The following is a 19,716-nucleotide window of genomic DNA, read 5'->3' as shown; positions in this document are numbered from 1 at the left end:
CCCATCAGGCAATGAAGGGGACAACATCCCGGCGGGATGCACAAGCGAGGACGGAACCGGTGGAAGCCGTCTTGCCAAACGCCAGGGATTACCGCCTCCGAGCCGGTCTTCGAAAAGACCCGCGGCCCGCGTTATCGGCCAAGAGCGCCGGACTCGTTCCGGAATCAAGGTGGCACCACGGTCGTCAGATCGCCCTTCGTCAGAGGGGCGGTTTTTATTTTCCAAGGAGGTTTCATCATGATCAACATCGTGTTTCCCGACGGCTCCTCGCGTTCGTACGAAGCACCGGTCTCCGGACTGGCGATCGCGCAGTCGCTGTCCCCGTCCCTCGCCAAGAAGTGCGTCGCCGTCAAGGTCGACGGCGAACTCCTCGACCTGAACCGACCGATCGTTCGCGACGCGGCGGTCGTGCTCGTCACCGAGAGCGATCCCGAAGCGCTCGAGATCCTGCGCCATTCCGCCGCCCACCTGCTCGCCGAGGCGGTCCGCAAGATTAATCCGGACGCCAAGTTCGGCGTCGGCCCCGCGATCGAGGAGGGATTCTACTACGACATCGATCTCGGCGAGGCCGTCCTCACCGAGAGCGACCTTCCGAAGATCGAGGCGGCGATGCAGAAGCTCGCGGCCGAGAACAAGCCGGTCGTCCGCCGCGAGGTCTCGAAGGCCGAGGCGCTCGCCCTCTTCGCGGCCGACCCCTACAAGACCGAGCTCATCTCCGCCCTGCCCGAGGGCGAGGTCATCACGATCTACACGCAGGGCGACTTCACCGACCTCTGCCGCGGCCCGCACCTGCCGAGCGCGAAATGGCTCCGCCACTTCAAGCTGACGAGCCTCGCCGGCGCCTACTGGCGCGGCGATTCGAAGAACAAGCAGCTCACGCGCGTCTACGGCACCGCTTTCTACGGCGAGAAGGAACTGGCCGACTTTCTCTTCATGGTCGAGGAACGCAAGAAGCGCGACCATCGCAAGCTCGGCAAGGAGCTCGACCTGTTCATGCTTTCCGAATACGGTCCCGGCTTCCCGTTCTGGCTGCCGAAGGGCATGATCGTGCGTCGGGAGCTCGAGAACTTCTGGTACAAGGTCCACCTCAAGGAAGGATACCAGCTGATTCAGACGCCGATCATGCTGAACAAGGACCTGTGGGTCATCTCCGGCCACTGGATGAACTATCGCGAGAACATGTACACGTCGTCGATCGACGACATGGAGTTCGCGATCAAGCCGATGAACTGCCCCGGCGGGATGCTCGTGTACAAGCGCGACATCCATTCCTATAAGGATTTCCCGCTCAAGGTCGGAGAACTCGGGCTGGTTCACCGTCATGAGGCCTCGGGTGCCCTCAACGGGCTCTTCCGGGTCCGCAACTTCACCCAGGACGACGCCCACATCTTCATGACCGAGGACATGATCGTCCATGAAATCCAGGAACTGGTCCGGCTCTATGAGTACATGTACTCCGTCTTCGGACTCTCCTACCACATCGAGCTCTCCACCCGTCCGCTCGAGAAGTACATCGGCGACATCGCCACCTGGGATCGCGCCGAGAAGGCCCTCGCCGACGCCCTGAACGCGATCGGAAAGCCCTTCAAGATCAATCCCGGCGACGGCGCCTTCTACGGCCCGAAGCTCGACTTCAAGCTGCGCGACTCGATGAACCGCATCTGGCAGTGCGGCACGATCCAGCTCGACATGAACCTCCCGGAACGGTTCGATCTCACCTACATCGACCAAAACGGCGAGAAGAAGCGGCCGGTCATGCTCCACCGCGCCCTGTTCGGGTCAATCGAACGCTTCATCGGCATCCTGATCGAACACTACGCCGGCGCCTTCCCGACCTGGCTCGCCCCCGTGCAGGTCAAGGTCATCCCCGTGAACAACGCCTTCCACGCCGACTACGGCAAGGAGGTCTTCCGCCGTCTCGTCGACAACGACCTGCGCGCCGAGATCGACGATCGCGAAGAAAAACTCGGATACAAGATCCGCGAGGCGCAGACCCAGAAGGTCCCGTTCCAGCTCGTCCTCGGCGACAAGGAGGTCGCGGACCGGACCGTCACCTATCGCCGTTACGGCGAACAGGAACAGACGACCCTTCCGCTCGATGCATTCATCGCGCTCGTCAAGTCGGAGAAGCCGAAAAGCAAGTGAAAACCAGGAGGGAGCGGCGACGCTCCCTCTTTCCTTTTTCTTTCTGGTATGGTTGAATGATCATCATGTGGGTATTCCAATATGACCAGAAAACGTATATAATCATGGTACGGAAGACATCGATCGGAGGCTCATCATGAACGAACGTTACGAACTGAACAAGCAGCTGGCCCAGATGCTCAAGGGCGGCGTCATCATGGACGTCACCACCGCCGAACAGGCCCGGATCGCCGAAGCGGCCGGCGCCTGCGCCGTGATGGCGCTCGAACGCATTCCGGCCGACATCCGCGCCGCCGGCGGGGTGTCGCGCATGAGCGATCCCAAGCTGATCAAGGAAATCCAGGCGGCCGTTTCGATCCCGGTGATGGCGAAGGTCCGCATCGGCCATTTCGTCGAAGCCCAGATCCTCGAGGCGCTCGAGATCGACTACATCGACGAGAGCGAGGTGCTCTCGCCCGCGGACGACAAGTTCCACATCGACAAGACGAAGTTCAACGTCCCGTTCGTCTGCGGCTGCCGCGACCTCGGCGAAGCGCTCCGCCGCATTCAGGAGGGAGCATCGATGCTCCGTACGAAGGGCGAACCGGGCACCGGCGACATCGTTCAGGCGGTCCGCCACATGCGGCTCATCCAAAGCGAGATCCGGAGGTTGCTGTCGATGCGCGAGGACGAACTCTACCAGGCCGCGAAGGAATGGATGGTTCCGTACGAACTCGTGAAGCGTGTCCACGACGACGGGAAGCTCCCGGTCGTGAACTTCGCCGCCGGCGGTGTCGCCACGCCCGCCGACGCGGCGCTGATGATGCAGCTCGGTGCCGAAGGCGTGTTCGTCGGTTCCGGCATCTTCAAGTCCGGCAATCCGGCGAAACGCGCGGCGGCGATCGTCAAGGCCGTCACGAACTACAACGACTCCAAGGTTCTGGCCGCGGTCTCCGAGGATCTCGGCGGCGCGATGGTCGGCATCAACGAGGGCGAAATCGACCTTCTGATGGCGGAGCGGGGTAAATAAGGCCCATGCTGATCGGCATTTTGGCGCTCCAGGGCGCCTTTCTCGAGCATGCGCAGATGCTCGACCGCCTTGAAGTGGAGCATTTCGAAATCCGCAACTTGAAGGACCTGAGGCCGATGGACGGTCTGATCCTACCCGGCGGCGAATCGACGACGATGGGCAAACTGCTGCGTGAAGAGGGGCTGTTCGAACCGCTCCGCGATCTGATCGCGGGCGGGCTCCCGACCTTCGGGACATGCGCCGGCCTGATCCTGCTCGCGAAGAAGATCGACAACGACGCCCGCGCCCATTTCGCGACGATGGACGTGACGATCGTCCGCAACGCCTACGGACGCCAGCTCGGAAGTTTCAAGACGGTCGACACGATGGCGGAGGTCGGGACGATCCCGATGGTGTTCATCCGCGCCCCCTATGTTGAAGAGTTCGACGGCGGTACGCGCGTTCTCGCACGTGTGGACGGAAAGATCGTCGCCGTCCGCGAAGGTGTCCAGCTGGGTACGGCATTCCATCCGGAGTTGACCGACGACCCCTCCGTGCATCGCTATTTTCTGGATATGGTCCACCAATCCGCACACTAAAAAAACAGCATCCCTTCGAGGGGTGCTGTTTTGATTTCAGCGTTTTTTACCGATGCGGCACGATTCGACGGCCGCGCCGTCAGGGTCGATGTAGATCGTCCTCTGTCCCGTGATCGTCACGAACGATCCGAGCATGCCGGGGATCTTCCTGACGTTACGGACGAGGGTGTAGTCGACGGGAACGCTCGAGGAATGGCGCGCCTGCGAATGATAAGCCGCGAGATTGGCGGCGCAGCGGATCGTCGCTTCCGACAGCGGCCCGGGCGCACGGACGAGCACGTGGCCGCCGGGGATGTCCTTGACGTGGAACCACCATTCCGCCGGTTTCGCCAATCGGTTCGTGACGTAGTCGTTCTGGATGTTGTTCTTCCCGACGACGATCTCGATGCCGTCCGGCGAGCGGAACGTCTCGTAGGCGGGGGTCGCAGGTTGTTTCGTCTTCGCGGGTTTCTCGCGGAGATAGCCGTTGGCCTTCAGTTCCTCGGCGATTTCGACGAGGTCGGCGAGGGTGGCGGTCTCGAGCTGCGTGGAAAGCAGGTCGAAGTAACGGATCTCCATGTCCGTGAGGTCGAGCTGGGATTCGATGTGGGCGACCGCCTGCTTCGCCTTCTTGTACTTGCGGAAATAGGCTTCGGCGTTTTCCATCGGTTCGAGCAGCCGATCGAGCGGAATGGTCATCGTGGAACCGTCGTCGTAGGAGACGGCCTCGAGACGATCGTCGCCTTTCTTCAGATCGGGGGAATGCTGGATGATCAGGTCGGCGGCGACACGGTGACGCCCGGCGTCGCGGGCGGAGGCGAGTTCGGCCTCGAGCTTCTCGCGTTTCGATTTCGCGCGATCGGATTCCCGGCGGACCAGTTGAAAGACGCGTTTTGCCGCCTGGATGGTCCGATCCTGTCTACCGGACTCGAGGTAGAAATCGTCGATAAGGGCGGAAAGGGTCTCGAAATGGCGCTTTTCGGGTTCGTCGAAGAGGTCGAACCAGTAGAACCGGCGCTTCCCGGAAACGATTGTCGAGACGGGATCTGCGGGCATGGCGAGAAATTCCCCGTAGACGTCGAGAAGTATCACGGGACGATTGAACGCCCGTTTCAGGAGGTATTCGGCGGAGAGGGGGGAGAAGCCGCGGATGGCGGCGACGACCGCCGCGGCGTCGAGATCGGAACGACTTTCGAAGAAGGCGGCGACGCGACCCAGATCGAGCGGGTCGATCTTCCCGTCTTCGGGGATCTCGTACTTGAATCCGCGCAGGAAGGTGCGATCACGTTCTTCAAAGGGACTGACCCGTTTGTAGGCGTCGATGATCGTGCCGTCCTGTTCGACGACGGCCATGTTGGCGTGCTTGCCCATCAGTTCGACGACGACGCCGACGAGGACGCGTTCGCCGAACTCGTTGTTGTTCTCGATGGAAAGACGGATGATGCGGTCGTTGTTCAGGCATTCGACGCGCCGGATCGTGCCGCTCTCGAGATGCTTGCGAAGGAGCATGCAGAAACCGGACGGCGCCGCCGGTCGGTCGAAATCGGCGTCCGTCAGATGAAGGCGGGCGGCCTGTGGCGAAAGCGACAGGTAGAGTCCGCTGTTCTTGCCGAGAGCGCGGATGTTGAAGAGGAAGTCGGCGCGCGACAGCTGGTAGATTTTGTTGATTCGGGCGTCGGCCAGCTCGCGGTTCAGTTCCTTCGCGAGGGCGTCGATGAAGCGTCCGTCCATGCTCATGCTTGATCACCTCCCACATTATAGCATACAAATGCGCATAGAAAAAATTTACATCCGACCGGAAGTGTGGTATCATAAATGATAAGCCGGTCGCAAGGCCGCTTCGACGGGGGGAACGCCGATGAAACTGAACGAACGGGGATTGCTGGTCGTCATCAGCGGTCCGTCCGGAGTTGGCAAGGGCACGATCCGAAAGGCCCTATTTAACATCCCGGACAACAACTTCGTCTATTCCGTCTCGATGACGACGCGCAAGCCGCGTCCGGGCGAAGTCGACGGCGTCGACTATTTCTTCGTCTCCCGCGAGCAGTTCAAGAAGAACATCGAAGAGGGCAAGTTCCTCGAATGGGCGGAATTCGTCGGCGAATACTACGGCACGCCGCTCGATTACATCGAGAGACAGCTTGGAGCCGGCAACGAAGTCATCATCGAGATCGAGGTCCAGGGCGCGCTCCAGGTCCGCGACAAGATGCCCGACGCCGTCTTCGTCTTCATCGTTCCGCCGAGTCGGAAGGCGCTCGAAGACCGCCTTAAGAGCCGTGGCACGGAAGATTCCGCGAAGATCCAGGAACGCCTCACGAAGGCGAACAGGGAATACAACCTGGCGTACAAGTACGACTACATCGTCGTGAACGACGAAGTCTACAACGCAGCCGACCGCATCTACGCGATCATCCGCGCCGAGCACGCCCGCACCGAGCGTTCGATCACCAAATACAACAAACTCATGGAGGGTACGGAATAAGCATGGCTACCAGGAACACCGACGGTCTCAGATATCCGTCGATCGACGATCTTCTCGAAGTCGTCGATTCGAAATACAAGCTCGCCTACATCTCGGCGAAACGCGCGAAGATCATCAAGCAGGACGGAATCTCCTCCGTCGACAACAAATGCGTCAAACCGGTCGGACAGGCGCTCGAAGAAATCCTCGCCGGCAAGGTCAAAGCGGAATTCTGAAAGACGGCCGTCAGGCCGTTTTTTTTGAACCGGGGCTCCGGGACCATGCCCCTGTGATATAATTGAACCGAATAGGAGGCTGATCAAGATGTCCGAAGGACTCGCGAAACTGCTTCAAGCCCTCTCCATCGACGATCCCATGCTCGCCGAATACGGAACCATGGACGCGATCGACGTCGATCCGGTCTCCAACGAATGGCATTTCCACTTCCGTTTCGCCAAGCCCGTGCCGCTCCTCCGGTACCGCCAGCTGATCGAAGGCCTGAAGCGGATCGGAACCGTCTATCCGAGCGTGAAATCGGTCTCCTACGAGACCGTTTTGGACGATTATCAGGAATCCGACGTGATGGAATACTTCGATTTCGTCCTTGACGAAATGATCGCCGCCGACCCGCGCGTGACGCCGGTGAAGGACTACCCCGCCGACATCCGTAGCGGCGAACTCCGGATCAAGGCGCCACTCGGCGCCCGTTCCGCCGTGATGTTCAGAAACGGCATCGAAGCCGAACTCGCCAAGAACGGCTTCACCGTCCGCGTCGCCATCGACGTCGACGAAGAGAAGAAACCGATCGTCGACGAGATCGTGAAGAGCGAGCAGGGCTTCGTGCGCAAGAGCGAAGCCGAGGTCGTCTCCCCGCGTTTCAACGTCGTTCCGCTTTACGCCGACAAGCCGATCGGAGGCGACTTCACGAAGATTTCGGCGATCCCGATCGACGAGATCGCGCTCGAGGAATACAAGAACAAGCATGGCAAGGCGAACTTCGCGATCCAGGGACGCGTCGCCTCGATCGAGACCCGTCCCGGCCGCAACGGCGGCGAAGCCAACATCATCATGGCCGACGGATCGGATTCCATGCTCGTGAAGAAGCGGCTTTCGAATCCGGAGGACAACTCCTTCGTGGCCGACCTGAAGCCCGGATGCATGCTCGCGGCGTCCGGTTTCGTGATGTACGACAAGTATTACGGCGAGACCGCCCTGACCGCCACCAACCTCGCCAAGTCGGCCGAACCGATGCCGAAGTCGGACCGCGCCGACCGCGCCCTCGACAAACGCGTCGAACTGCACCTGCATACGAAGATGTCGGCGCTCGACGGCGTCAACACGATGGAGGAGTACTTCGCCCGCGCCAAGGCCTGGGGCCATCGCGGCATCGCCGTCACCGACCACGGCAGCGTCCAGTCGTTCCCCGAGCTCTTCCATCTCGTCAAGGATTCCGGCATGAAGGCTCTCTACGGCCTCGAACTCGTGCTCGCCGACGACGAGGCCGTCCGCATTACCCGCGGCCGGTCTGAGGAGCTGTTGTCGGACGCGACCTACGTCGTCTTCGACATCGAGACAACCGGACTGTCGGTCGTCTACGACGCGCTCATCGAGATTGCCGGCGTCAAGATCAAGAACGGCACGATCGTCGGCGAGTTTTCGACCTTCGTCGATCCCGAGCGACCGATCAACCAGTTCACCACTGACCTCACCGGTATCACGATGACCGACGTGCGCGGGAAACCGAAGCCCTCCGAAGCGGTCGCCTCGTTCCTTACGTTCGCCGGCGACGCGATCCTGGTCGCCCACAACGCCGACTTCGATCTCGGCCACGTCTACGCCGTCCGCAAGCATGACGGCATCGACGAGCCGGAGCATGCTTCGGTCGATACCCTGACGCTCGCAAAGGCGCTCTGGCCCGATCGCCAGCGCTATTCGCTCGACAGCCTCTGCAAGCTGCTCAAGGTCAACCTGAACGGACATCACCGCGCGATCAACGACGCCAAGGCCACCGCCGAGGTGTTCCTGCACATGCTCAAGGAACTGCGCAACCGCAGTCTGAACCGCTTCGCCGACATCGAGCTCGCGCTCGATCGGGCGAACCTGTACAAGATTCCGTACCCGCATCACGTGAATTTCATCGTCAAGAACCAGGAGGGTCTCAAGAACCTCTACAAGATCCTTTCGGAGGCGTCGACGACCTATTTCGACCGCGACGCCAAGATCACGAAGTCCTTCGTCGAGAAGCACCGCAAGGGCCTTCTGATCGGCTCGGGCTGCCGCAACTCGAAGTTCTTCGAGACGGCGATGACGAAGACGAAGGACGAACTCCGCGCCGCCGCGCGCTTCTTCGACTATCTCGAGATTCAGCCGCCGTCCACCTTCGCCTACATGACGCGGACGCTTTCAAACTGGAGCGACGTGATCCAGGACGTGATGAAGAAGATCGTCGAGGTCGGACGCGAGCTGTCGATTCCGGTCGTCGCCACGGGCGACGTCCACCATCTCGATCCGGAAGACCGGATCTTCCGCGAGGTCATGATCGCCACGCCGCTCGTCGGCGGGGGCGGGTTCCACAAGCTGAACGCCGAGACGGAGAAGCCGAGCCAGCATTTCATGACGACCGAAGAGATGCTCGCGGAATTCCGCTTTCTCGGCGAGACGACGGCGAACGAGATCGTCGTCGCCAATACCAATCTCATCCTCGACACCTGCGACGACATCGCCGTGTTCCCCAAAGCCCTCTATGAACCCAAGGACGACTTCCTCGCCGACCAGGGCGTGCCCTCGATCGCCGCGAAGGTCGAGCGGATGGTGACGGAACGTACGCGCAAGCTGTATGGCGATCCGCTGCCGGGCATCGTCCAGGGACGGCTCGACAAGGAACTCTCGAGCATCATCAAGAACAAGTTCGCCACGATCTACTACATTTCCCACCTGCTCGTCAAGAAGTCGCTCGACGACGGCTATCTCGTCGGCAGCCGCGGATCCGTCGGCTCCAGCTTCGTGGCGACGATGATGGGGATCACCGAAGTCAACCCGCTGCCGCCGCACTATCTTTGCCCGAAGTGCCGGTTCGCGGCCTTCAAGAAGACCGACGAAGAGCGGCAGACGAACGGCGAGACCGACTTCGAGGCCAAGCACCGTCGCGTCCTCGACCACGCCGACGACGGCTGGGACCTGCCGGCGATGAAATGCCCCGTCTGCGGGACCGACCTCGTCAAGGACGGCCATGACATCCCGTTCGAGACCTTCCTCGGCTTCAAGGGCGACAAGGTTCCCGACATCGACCTCAACTTCTCCGGCGACAACCAGGGGGAGATCCATCAGTACATCCGCAAGCTCTTCGGCGAAAACTACGCCTTCCGCGCCGGCACGATCGGCACCTGCGCCGCGAAGACGGCATTCGCGATGGTGCGCGACTTCTACGAGAAGCAGAACGAGGCCCGCGCCGCCGCGAACCAGCCGCCGATCCGCATCCGCCGCGCCGAGATGGAGCGCCTCGCCAAGGGCATCGAAGGCTCGAAGCGCACCTCCGGGCAGCATCCCGGCGGCATCGTCGTGGTTCCGAACGACCGCGAGATCTACGACATCACGCCGATCCAGTATCCCGGCGATTCGACCGACACGACCTGGAAGACGACCCATTTCGAATACCACTCCTTCGAAAGCAACCTCTTCAAGCTCGACGTCCTCGGCCACGACGACCCGACCATGATCCGCTATCTGATGGACCTCGTCAAGAAGGATCCGTTGTCCTTCCCGTTCTCCGATCCGAAGGACATCCCGGTCGACGACCCGGCGGTCTACCGGCTCCTGAACGGCACCGAGGCGATCGGCCTCCAGCCGGAGGACATCATGTCCGATGTCGCCTCCTACGGCATCCCCGAGTTCGGCACCAACTTCGTCCGCGGGATGCTCCGGGAATCGCGCCCGCAGAACTTCGCCCAGCTCGTCAAGATTTCCGGCCTGTCGCACGGAACCGACGTCTGGAGCTCCAACTCCCAGGACCTGCTCAACGGCCGCAAAAAGGAATTCGGCCGGATCGACTTCAAGGACCTGATCGGCTGCCGCGACGACATCATGATCGACCTCATCGGCTACGGCATGCAGCCGCCGATGGCGTTTGAGATCATGGAGTTCGTACGCAAGGGAAAAGCCCCCGCGAATCCCGAGAAATGGGGTACCTACGCCGACCAGATGAGGCAGGCGAAGGTCCCCGAATGGTACATCTGGTCCTGTTCCAAGATCAAGTACATGTTCCCCAAGGCGCACGCCACGGCCTACGTCCTGATGGCGATGCGGATCGCCTGGTTCAAGCTCTATTCGCCGATCCACTTCTATTCCGCCTACTTCTCGAAGCGCGCCGCGATCTTCGACGTCGACGCCTTCATGAACGGCGAATACGCGATCAAGGCGCGGCTCCAGTCGATCAAGGATGCGGAGAACGCCACCGACCGCGACCAGAATCTGGCCGTCGTCCTCGAGCTCGCGCTCGAGATGGTCAAGCGCGGCTTCCGCTTCGCGCCGATCGACATCCACCGCTCCGACGCGTCGAACTTCCAGATCGGCGACGACCGGAAGTCGCTCGTCATGCCGTTCACGGTCGTCGATTCGCTCGGAATGAACGTCGCCTCGTCGATCCTCGAGGCGCGCAAGGACAAGCCGTTCGTCTCCAAGCAGGACGTGCGCACCCGCACGAAACTCTCGAAGACGCTCTTCGACCGTCTCGAGGACCTCGGCGTCTTCAAGGACATGGTCGAGGACGTGCAGATGTCGCTCTTCGACCTCTGAACCCGAAATCTCCCCGAATCCATCACATCGCCTTGACAAACGGATGGTATCATCGTCCGTGTACAGAAAGGGGTCTTCGACCATGATTCTGCGTACTTCCAATCCCGTCTATCGCGCCGCCTTCCGCACGGAAGCGTCGGCGGAACCCGTCACCTACGCCGGCGTCGCCGGCAAGACCGCGTTCCTCGTCCTGCTCACGGCGATCGCGGGGACGCTCGGCGTCGTCTATGTCGACGTGCTTCCCGACTGGCTGTTCTTCGCGGCACTCCCGGTCGCCTTCGTCAGTTCCCTCCTCGGCATCTTCATCCCGCGCGCGGCGGCCTTCTTCGCCTCCGTCTACGCCGTCGCCGAGGGCTTCGTCCTGGGACTGCTCTCGTTCCTGTTCGAGACCCAATACCAGGGCATCGTCTTCACCGCCGTCTCGACGACGGTGATCGTCCTCGCGGTGATGATGATCCTGACGTCGATGAACGTCGTCCGCGTCGGTCAGGGATTCACGCAGTTCCTGGTCGTCGCGCTGATCTCGATGATCGTGATGTCGATCGTGCTCGTCTTCACCAAGTCGCCCTCGCTCTACTACCTGATCTGCATCCTGTCCGCGGTCATCGCGACGATGTATCTGTTCCTCGACTTCGCGAACATCCAGCGCGCCGTCTCGATGGAACTCGACCGTTCCGTCGGATGGACCCTCGCCCTCGGACTGATGGTCTCGCTCGTCTGGCTCTACGTCGAGATCCTGCGCCTGCTCGCGATTTTCGCGGGGCGTCGCCGATAAGGGTTGTAATTCCGCGCCGAAGTGGATATAATGATGGTAATCACAAAGCGTTGAGGAAGAACCAGTAACCGGGTTGAAACGACCCTCCAGAGAGGAACGCCGCGGCTGAAAGCGTTCCGGACCGTTTCCGGCGAATTCGTCTTCCGAGCGGGATCAATCGTCCCCGTCCATCGGCGTTAACGATGCCGAGTGCCGGTTCGCCGGAACGAAGGTGGTACCACGGTTCTAGAGGAATCGCCCTTTACGGACGGTTCCTTTTTTCATTTCCAGGAGGTTTTACAGATGGATGTCAGATTACAGCTCGCGGCCCTCGCCGCGGAGGCCGAAACGGCGCTTTCGGGCGTGACCAACGCCGTCGAGCTCGCCGAACTGAAGGCGAAATACCTCGGCAAGAAGGGTCCCTTCGCCGAGTTCATGAATCAGATGAAGTCGCTTACGAACGAAGAGCGGCCGCGTTTCGGCGCGCTCGTGAACGAGGCCAAGAACGACGTGACGGCCCGCTTCGAGGCAAAGCGCGAGGAACTCGAGCGTGCCGCCGTCGATGCCAAGCTCGCCGGCGAAGCCGTCGACGTGACCCTTCCCGGACGCGTCGTCCGGTCGGGGGCGCGCCATCTCCTGACGCGTACGATCGAGGAGATCGAGGATCTCTTCGTCGGGATGGGCTACACCGTCAAGGAAGGTCCGGAGATCGAGCAGGACCTCTACAACTTCGAGATGCTCAACCTGCCCAAGGGCCACCCGGCGCGCGACATGCAGGATTCCTTCTACATCAGCGAGGAACTGCTGCTTCGGACGCACACCTCGCCGGTCCAGGTCAGGACGCTCCTCGAGGCGGGCGGGAACCAGCCGGTCAAGATCATCTGCCCCGGCAAGGTCTACCGCCGCGACGACGACGACATGACCCACAGCCACCAGTTCATGCAGATCGAAGCCCTCGTCGTCGACCGCGACGTGACCCTCGCCGACCTCAAGGGCACGCTGCTCATCCTCGCCCGCAGGATGTTCGGCGAGGATCGCCAGATCCGCCTCCGTCCGTCGTTCTTCCCGTTCACGGAACCTTCCGTCGAGGTCGACGTGACCTGCCACAAGTGCAACGGCAAGGGATGCCCGATGTGCAAGGGCACCGGCTGGATTGAGATCCTCGGCGCCGGCATGGTGAACAACGCCGTCCTCGAGGCGACCGGGTACGATTCCAAGGCCTACCAGGGATTCGCGCTCGGGATGGGCGTCGAGCGGATCGCGATCCTGAAGCACGGCATCGACGACATCCGCCATTTCTATACGAACGACCTGCGCTTCGTCAGGCAGTTCCGGTAAGGAGGGGATTTCCATGCGCGTATCGCTCAACTGGCTTCGCGAACTCGTCGACGTCCCGCTCGAAGGAACTTCGCTCGTCAAGCGCTTCAATCTCATGAGCGCCGAGATCGAATCCCACGAGAAACTCTCCACCGCGACCGGCCTCGTCGTCGGTGCGGTGCTCACCTGCGCCGACCATCCCGATTCCGACCATCTCCACGTCACCACCGTCGACATCGGCGGCGAGGTCCTGCAGATCGTCTGCGGCGCGAAGAACGTCGCCGCCGGCCAGAAGGTCGTCGTCGCCCTCGAGGGCGCGGTCCTTCCCGGCGACTTCCGGATCCGCCGTTCGAAGATCCGCGGCGTCGAGTCCAACGGAATGATCTGCTCGCTCGACGAACTGGGCATCGACCACAAGTACCATCAGGAGGACGGCATCCATGTCCTTCCCGACGTCGCCGTCCCCGGCACGGACCCGCTCAAGGTCCTCTGTTTCGACGACGAAGTCATCGAACTCGACCTCACGCCGAATCGCGGCGACCTGCTTTCGATGATGGGCGTCGCCCACGACGTCGCCGCGATGGAGGACGGGCGGACCGTGTTCGCCCCGCCCCGGATCCGCGAGGACGTCGAACCGAATCCGGTCCGGGTCACGGTCGAATCGCCCGCCTGCCGGTCCTATTACGCCCGCGTCATCCGCGGCGTCAAGGTCGGCGAGAGCCCGCTCTGGATGAAGGCGCGGCTGATCGCCGCCGGCGTCCGTCCGATCTCCAACGTCGTCGACATCACCAACTACGTCATGCTGGAGACGGGACAGCCGCTCCATGCCTTCGATCTCGACAAGGTCGGCACGAACGCCATCGTCGTCCGTACCGCGGGCGACGCTGCCGTCCTCAGGACCCTCGACGGCAAGGAGCGCCCCCTTTTACCGGATGATCTGGTCATCACCGACGGAATCCGACCGATCGCTCTGGCGGGCGTCATGGGCGGACTCGACACCGAGGTCGACGGCGAGACGAAGGACATCCTGCTCGAAAGCGCGGTCTTCGACGGGTTCCGGATCCGCAAGACCTCCAAGCGCCTCGACTTGCGGAGCGAATCGTCGATCCGTTTCGAACGCGGTCTCGATCCGGCCCGCACGCGGCTCGCCTGTGACCGCGCCGCCGAGCTCTTCGCGGTTCTCGCCGACGGCCGCGTCCTGTCGGGCGTCTCCTTCGTCGAGACGCAGTCGCTCGTTCCGTCGACGGTCGACCTTCCGCTCCGCAAGCTCGCCTCCGTCACCGGACGGACCTATGAGGCCGCCGAGGTCGCCGACGTCTGGAACCGACTCGGATTCGCCTACGATTTCAAGGACGGGGTGTTTGCCGTGCACGTCCCGACCCGACGTCCCGACGTCCGCACCGATCAGGATCTGATCGAGGAAGTCGTCCGCATCAGCGGCTATCATCTGATCCCGACATCGCTCCACAAGGCCGCCTTCAACGGTCATCTGACCGAGGCGCAGAAGCGCCGCCGGCTGATCCGCAACACCCTCGCCGCGCTCGGTCTCGACGAAGTCGTCACCTATTCGCTCGTCGCCCCGGCGACCGCGACCGCTTTCGATGCCGGACCGCGTCCCGTCGTCCGACTCCTTCATCCGATGAGCGAGGAACGGAGCACGCTCCGCCATTCGCTCGTCCCGTCGCTGCTCGAAGTCCTCGAATACAATCTCAAGCGCAAGGCCGAGAACGTCCGTCTGTTCGAGCTCGGCAAGGGCTACGCGCTTTCCGGCGAGACCGAACTGATCGCCGGCGCACTGACGGGAAACTGCGAGGAATCGGCGTGGCAGGGCAAGAACGAACCGTTCGACTTCTTCGCCGTCAAGGGCATCCTCGAAGCGCTCTTCACCGCCCTGTCGGTCAAGGACGTCCTCTTCGTCAAGCCGACGATCGCGCCGGCGGCGCTTCATCCCGGCGTCTCGGCCGAAATCGACGCCGCAGAGAACCGGATCGGCGTCGTCGGCAAACTCCATCCCAACCTCGCCGCCGCCCGGGATCTTCCCGACGTGTTCGTGTTCGAACTCGACCTCGCGGCGCTCGCCGCGGCCGCAAAGCCCGACCTGCTCATGCGGGAGATCGCGAAGTTCCCGGCGGTCCGCCGCGACGTCGCGGTGGTCGTCGACCGCGCGGTCCCGGCATCCGCGATCCTCTCCTCCCTCCGCAAGGCCGGCGGGAAGACGCTTTCCGACGCGACCGTATTCGACGTCTACGAAGGCGACAAGGTCGAGGACGGCAAAAAGTCGGTCGCGCTCGCGCTCTCCTTCCAGGATTACGAGAAGACGCTCGAAACCGCCGCCATCGACGCCCTCGTCCAGCGCCTCGTCAAGGCGCTTGCGAACGATGTCGGCGCCGTCCTGCGTTCCTGAAATCGATCAGCCGTCCGACGGGCGGCTGATTTTTGTTTTTCACTCCTTTCGGCGATGTCGATATGCTATAATGGAAACCGAAAACGAACAGGGAGCGTGACCATGGACAAGATCATCGAAGTCAAGGGCCTCGTGAAGAACTACGGGTCCGTGAAGGCCGTCCGCAACATCGACTTCTACGTCGAGGCGGGAAAACTGTTCGCCTTCCTCGGCCCGAACGGAGCCGGGAAGACGACCACCATCAACATCATCTGCACGCTCCTCGACATGGACGCCGGCGAAATTCTCGTGGACGGACTCGCCGTCGGCCGCGACGACCAGAAGATCCGGGACCGGATCGGGATCGTCTTCCAGGAGTCGGTGCTCGATCCGCTCCTGACGGTCAGGGAGAACCTCCTCACCCGCGGCAGCATCTACGGCCTCGGCCGCGACGAACTCGAGAAGAACGTCGCCACGGCGATGAAGGTCACTTCGATCGGGGACCTCGCCGACCGCCGCTACGGCAAGCTTTCCGGCGGCCAGCGGCGCCGCTGCGACATCGCCCGGGCGCTGGTCCATCGCCCGCGCATCCTCTTCCTCGACGAACCGACGACGGGACTCGACCCGCAGACGCGCAAGAACGTCTGGGACATGATCGAACTCCTGCGCCTCGAGGAGAAGATGACGATCTTCCTCACGACCCACTACATGGAGGAGGCCGAGAAGGCCGACTTCGTGATCGTGATCGACGACGGCGTCATCGCCGCCAAGGGCACGCCCGCGGAACTGAAGGACAGGCATTCGTCCGACCGCCTCGAGATCAAGCCGGTCGACCGCGCCAAGGCGCTTTCGGATCTGACGGCCGCCGGCGTCGCCTTCACCGAACAGGCGGACCTGATCGTGGTCACGCTCCGGGCGACGGTCGAGGCGCTCCCGATCCTCGGGATCCTCGCGGGCAACGTCGCCGGCTTCCAGGTGCTGAACGGCACGATGGACGACGCCTTCATCGGCATCACCGGAAAGGAGATCCGCGCATGATCCTCTCGCTGCTCCGACGCAATCTCCGGGTCTATTTCCGCGACCGCGCCTCGGTCTTCTTCTCGATGCTCGGCGTCATCATCATCATCGGCCTCTACCTCATGTTCCTCGGGAACACGATGGCCGACGTCGGCCAGTACGCCGGCGAGAACGGGCGCTTCATGATGGATTCGTGGATCATGGGCGGCGTGATCGCGGCGGCCTCGATCACGACCGCGATGGGCGCATTCGGCACGATGGTCGACGATACCCAGAAGAAGCTGATCCGCGACTTCGAGGTCTCGCCCGTCCGCCACTGGCAGCTCGTGCTCGCCTACGTGCTCTCGTCGATCGTGATCGGCATCGTCATGACCTGCTTCACCTTCGTCCTCGCCGAAACGTACATCGTCGTGAACGGCGGCGAACTCGTCTCGCTGTCCGCGCTGTTGCGGCTGGTCGGACTCGTCGTCCTCTCGGTCTCCGCCTCGAGCGCCTTCGTCTTCTTCGTCACCACCTTCCTCAAGACCGCGAACGCGTTTTCGACGGTATCGACGATCCTCGGGACGATCGTCGGCTTCCTCACCGGCGCCTACATCCCGATGGGCGTCCTTCCGGAAGCCGTCCAGGCCGTGATCCGGATCTTCCCGGTGTCGCACGCGGCCGTCCTCTTCCGCAAGATCATGATCGCCGAGGCGGTCCCGCTCCAGGACCTGCCCGCGGAGATCCGCACCTTCCTCGGCGTCGACTTCGACTACGGCGGGACGATCATGCCGGTCTGGGGCCACCTCCTCATCCTGGCCGCGACCGTCGTCGTCTTCTACGGACTGTCGATCGTCGTCGTGTCGCAACGCAAGCACAAGAGCTGATCCGCCGATCGGCCGTCCCCGCGGACGGCCGATTTTCGTTCGTCCCGTCGTCAGTCGCGGACGCTCGTGATATAATGATGTTGGCACGGACCGGCCGCCGATCGCGGCGCGCGTTCCGTCGGAAAGGATCCGTCCATGCTCGACCTCTACGGCTTCACCCTCGAAGCCCTCGCATCCCGGCTCGTCGACGCCGGCTTCAAGAAGTTCAACGCCACCCAGGTCTTCGAATGGGTCTACCAGAAGAAGGTCGCCTCCTTCGCCGAGATGACCAACCTTTCGAAGGATCTCCGCGCCCATCTCGAATCCGCCTATTCGTTTGCGCCGCTTTCCGTGAAGCGCGAGCAGACCGCCACCGACGGGACGCGCAAGTTCCTCTTTCTCCTCGACGACTGCCTCGCCGTCGAAACGGTCCTGATGATGCAGGACTACGGCATGAGCGTCTGCGTTTCGAGCCAGGTCGGATGCAGCATGGGCTGCTCGTTCTGCGCGAGCGGGCTGCAGGCGAAGGTGCGCGACCTGACGCCCGCCGAACTGGTGAACCAGGTCGCCTCCGTCGAACGCTACGCCGGGATCACCGTCACCCACGTCGTCGTGATGGGCACCGGCGAACCCTTCGACAACTACGACAACGTCGTCGAATTCATCCGCATCGTGAACCATCCGAAGGGCCTCGCGATCGGGCAGCGCCACATCACCGTCTCGACCTGCGGGATCGTCCCGAAGATTCTGGAATACGCCGAGGAACCGATCCGCTCGAACCTCGCGATCAGCCTTCACGCGCCGAACGACGAACTCCGTTCGCGGATCATGAAGATCAACCGCGCCTATCCGCTCAAGGACGTGATCGCCGCGTGCGCCGCCTATTTCGAGAAGACGGGGCGGCGCGTCACCTTCGAATACATCCTGCTTTCAGGCGTCAACGATGCCGTCGAACAGGCCGACGAACTCTCCGACCTGATCCGCGGCCTGAACGCCTACGTGAACCTGATTCCCTACAACCACGTGCGGGAGTTCCGGTATGCCCGCACCGACATGGAACGGGCGATGCGGTTCTACGACCGGCTCGCCAAGCGCGGGATCAACGCCGTCCTCCGCAAGGAGCAGGGCGGCGACATCGACGCCGCCTGCGGTCAGCTCCGGATGAAGGCCGACCAGTGCGAAAGATGAAGAAAATCCCGTTTGACGGAACGATGGAATGATGGTAGACTATATAATAGTTTATAGAAAAAAGGATGAATGACATGGAAAAACCGATCAAGAAAATCGCGCTTCTCACCGGCGGTGGAGACTGTTCCGGCCTCAACGCCGTGATCCGTTCGGTCGTCCGCACGGCGATCCTGAAATACGGCTACGAGGTCATCGGCTTCATCGGCGGCTACTACGGTCTCTACAACGACCAGTATGTCGAGATGGACCTGAAGACCGTCTCCGGCATCTTCCACCAGGGCGGCACGATCCTGAAGAATTCCAACAAGGACAACCTCTTCGCCTACAAGGTGAAGGACGAGACCGGCAAGTTCGTCAAGAAGGACGTTTCGGACGTCGCGATCGCCAACCTGAGGAAGCACGACGTCGATGCCCTCGTCATCATCGGCGGCGACGGCACCCTCACCTCCGCCCGCGACTTCGGCCGCAAGGGCGTGAACGTCGTCGGGATTCCGAAGACGATCGACAACGACGTCCCCGCCACCGACATCACCTTCGGCTACCGCACCGCCCTCGACCACATCACCGACGCCCTCGACGCGCTCCACACCACCGCCTTCTCCCACGACCGCGTGATGATCCTCGAGGTGATGGGCCGCAACGCCGGCTGGCTCGCCCTTGAAGGCGGCATCGCCGGATCCGCCGACGTGATCCTGATCCCCGAGATCCCCTACGACATCAAGAAGGTCGCCGCCCAGGTCATCGAACGCTATGACCGCGGCTCGAAGTTCTCGATCATCTGCATCTCCGAGGGCGCCCGCCCGTTCGACGGCGACGTCACCGTCAAGAAGATCGTCGAGGATTCCCCCGACGCAATCCGCTTCGGCGGCGCCGGCGAGCAGCTCGCGCTTCTGCTCGAGAAGTTCGTCTCGCCGATCACCGGCCAGGAGGTTCGCTCGACGAACCTCGGCTACATCCAGCGCGGCGGCGTCACGAACGCCTTCGACCGCGTCCTCTCCACCCGCTACGGTTCGTTCGCCGTCGACATGGTGGCCAACGGCGACTTCGCCAAGATGGTCGCGATCAAGAACAACAAGATGGTCCCCGTCGACATCGTCGACGTCGTCGGCTCCGGCGTGATGGGTGAAACCTCGCACGGCGGCGCCAAGGTCGTCAATCCACGCGGCGACCTCGTCACCGCGGCCAAGTGCATCGGCATCAGCTTCGGCGACTGAGCACGCCCGCGGGGGCTTTCCAACGGATCGGAAAC

General features: G+C 62.3%; 14 protein-coding genes. 13 read left to right on the top strand and 1 reads right to left on the bottom strand.

The window, feature by feature from the left end; all coding sequences use genetic code 11:
* Positions 1-237 precede the first annotated feature (237 nt).
* From thrS to pdxT, 3 genes are all read left to right on the top strand, one after another.
* Entirely contained in the window at positions 238-2,145 is a 1,908-nt protein-coding gene (thrS, locus tag WC509_01195) for a threonine--tRNA ligase (protein ID MFA5006072.1), read from the top strand.
* A gap of 133 nt (positions 2,146-2,278) precedes the next feature.
* On the top strand, positions 2,279-3,154 hold the full coding sequence (gene pdxS, locus WC509_01190; protein MFA5006071.1) for a pyridoxal 5'-phosphate synthase lyase subunit PdxS: 876 nt from the start codon (positions 2,279-2,281) through the stop codon (positions 3,152-3,154).
* A 5-nt stretch (positions 3,155-3,159) separates the two neighbouring features.
* Positions 3,160-3,732, top strand: coding sequence for a pyridoxal 5'-phosphate synthase glutaminase subunit PdxT (gene pdxT, locus WC509_01185; GenBank protein MFA5006070.1), 573 nt, complete (start codon positions 3,160-3,162; stop codon positions 3,730-3,732).
* 36 nt (positions 3,733-3,768) lie between these two features.
* On the opposite strand, the gene WC509_01180 is transcribed toward pdxT, so the two are convergent.
* Positions 3,769-5,448 (bottom strand): NFACT family protein, encoded by a 1,680-nt coding sequence (locus tag WC509_01180; GenBank protein MFA5006069.1) that lies wholly within the window; start codon positions 5,446-5,448, stop codon positions 3,769-3,771.
* A gap of 121 nt (positions 5,449-5,569) precedes the next feature.
* Between WC509_01180 and gmk the strand changes: the two genes are divergently transcribed.
* From gmk to WC509_01130, 10 genes are all read left to right on the top strand, one after another.
* Positions 5,570-6,193 carry a guanylate kinase gene (gene gmk / locus WC509_01175; GenBank protein ID MFA5006068.1) on the top strand — a complete coding sequence of 208 codons (624 nt, stop codon included), beginning with the start codon at positions 5,570-5,572 and terminating at the stop codon, positions 6,191-6,193.
* 2 nt (positions 6,194-6,195) lie between these two features.
* Positions 6,196-6,408, top strand: coding sequence for a DNA-directed RNA polymerase subunit omega (gene rpoZ / locus WC509_01170; protein MFA5006067.1), 213 nt, complete (start codon positions 6,196-6,198; stop codon positions 6,406-6,408).
* 88 nt (positions 6,409-6,496) lie between these two features.
* Complete coding sequence (locus tag WC509_01165; GenBank protein MFA5006066.1) at positions 6,497-10,963, top strand: PolC-type DNA polymerase III; 4,467 nt, start codon at positions 6,497-6,499, stop codon at positions 10,961-10,963.
* An 82-nt stretch (positions 10,964-11,045) separates the two neighbouring features.
* On the top strand, positions 11,046-11,738 hold the full coding sequence (locus WC509_01160) for a Bax inhibitor-1/YccA family protein (protein ID MFA5006065.1): 693 nt from the start codon (positions 11,046-11,048) through the stop codon (positions 11,736-11,738).
* A 282-nt stretch (positions 11,739-12,020) separates the two neighbouring features.
* Positions 12,021-13,055 (top strand): phenylalanine--tRNA ligase subunit alpha, encoded by a 1,035-nt coding sequence (pheS, locus tag WC509_01155; protein MFA5006064.1) that lies wholly within the window; start codon positions 12,021-12,023, stop codon positions 13,053-13,055.
* A 13-nt stretch (positions 13,056-13,068) separates the two neighbouring features.
* Positions 13,069-15,438 carry a phenylalanine--tRNA ligase subunit beta gene (gene pheT / locus WC509_01150; protein ID MFA5006063.1) on the top strand — a complete coding sequence of 790 codons (2,370 nt, stop codon included), beginning with the start codon at positions 13,069-13,071 and terminating at the stop codon, positions 15,436-15,438.
* A gap of 102 nt (positions 15,439-15,540) precedes the next feature.
* A complete protein-coding gene (locus WC509_01145) occupies positions 15,541-16,455 on the top strand; it encodes an ATP-binding cassette domain-containing protein (protein MFA5006062.1) in 915 nt (304 codons plus the stop codon).
* The gene (locus tag WC509_01140; GenBank protein ID MFA5006061.1) at positions 16,452-17,300 is read left to right on the top strand and encodes an ABC transporter permease; all 849 of its coding nucleotides are present in this window, start codon (positions 16,452-16,454) and stop codon (positions 17,298-17,300) included. Before WC509_01145 ends, WC509_01140 begins: the two co-directional genes overlap by 4 nt.
* Before the next feature lie 135 nt (positions 17,301-17,435).
* Positions 17,436-18,467, top strand: coding sequence for a 23S rRNA (adenine(2503)-C(2))-methyltransferase RlmN (gene rlmN, locus WC509_01135; GenBank protein ID MFA5006060.1), 1,032 nt, complete (start codon positions 17,436-17,438; stop codon positions 18,465-18,467).
* A 74-nt stretch (positions 18,468-18,541) separates the two neighbouring features.
* Entirely contained in the window at positions 18,542-19,681 is a 1,140-nt protein-coding gene (locus tag WC509_01130; protein ID MFA5006059.1) for an ATP-dependent 6-phosphofructokinase, read from the top strand.
* Positions 19,682-19,716 lie beyond the last annotated feature (35 nt).

The sequence above is a fragment of the Candidatus Izemoplasmatales bacterium genome, assembly GCA_041649275.1.
In the GTDB taxonomy this organism is placed as follows: Bacteria; Bacillota_I; Bacilli_A; order Izemoplasmatales; family Hujiaoplasmataceae; genus UBA12489.
The sequence above is the reverse complement of the archived record's forward strand: the minus strand, read 5'-3'. Positions and strand labels throughout refer to the sequence as shown.

Excerpts from the sequence above, each read along its gene's own strand:
- thrS (MFA5006072.1), top strand. The coding sequence starts at position 238 with ATGATCAACATCGTGTTTCCCGACGGCTCCTCGCGTTCGTACGAAGCA.
- pdxT (MFA5006070.1), top strand. The coding sequence starts at position 3,160 with ATGCTGATCGGCATTTTGGCGCTCCAGGGCGCCTTTCTCGAGCATGCG.
- WC509_01180 (MFA5006069.1), bottom strand. The coding sequence starts at position 5,448 with ATGAGCATGGACGGACGCTTCATCGACGCCCTCGCGAAGGAACTGAAC.
- gmk (MFA5006068.1), top strand. The coding sequence starts at position 5,570 with ATGAAACTGAACGAACGGGGATTGCTGGTCGTCATCAGCGGTCCGTCC.
- rpoZ (MFA5006067.1), top strand. The coding sequence starts at position 6,196 with ATGGCTACCAGGAACACCGACGGTCTCAGATATCCGTCGATCGACGAT.
- WC509_01165 (MFA5006066.1), top strand. The coding sequence starts at position 6,497 with ATGTCCGAAGGACTCGCGAAACTGCTTCAAGCCCTCTCCATCGACGAT.
- WC509_01160 (MFA5006065.1), top strand. The coding sequence starts at position 11,046 with ATGATTCTGCGTACTTCCAATCCCGTCTATCGCGCCGCCTTCCGCACG.
- pheS (MFA5006064.1), top strand. The coding sequence starts at position 12,021 with ATGGATGTCAGATTACAGCTCGCGGCCCTCGCCGCGGAGGCCGAAACG.
- pheT (MFA5006063.1), top strand. The coding sequence starts at position 13,069 with ATGCGCGTATCGCTCAACTGGCTTCGCGAACTCGTCGACGTCCCGCTC.
- WC509_01145 (MFA5006062.1), top strand. The coding sequence starts at position 15,541 with ATGGACAAGATCATCGAAGTCAAGGGCCTCGTGAAGAACTACGGGTCC.
- WC509_01140 (MFA5006061.1), top strand. The coding sequence starts at position 16,452 with ATGATCCTCTCGCTGCTCCGACGCAATCTCCGGGTCTATTTCCGCGAC.
- rlmN (MFA5006060.1), top strand. The coding sequence starts at position 17,436 with ATGCTCGACCTCTACGGCTTCACCCTCGAAGCCCTCGCATCCCGGCTC.
- WC509_01130 (MFA5006059.1), top strand. The coding sequence starts at position 18,542 with ATGGAAAAACCGATCAAGAAAATCGCGCTTCTCACCGGCGGTGGAGAC.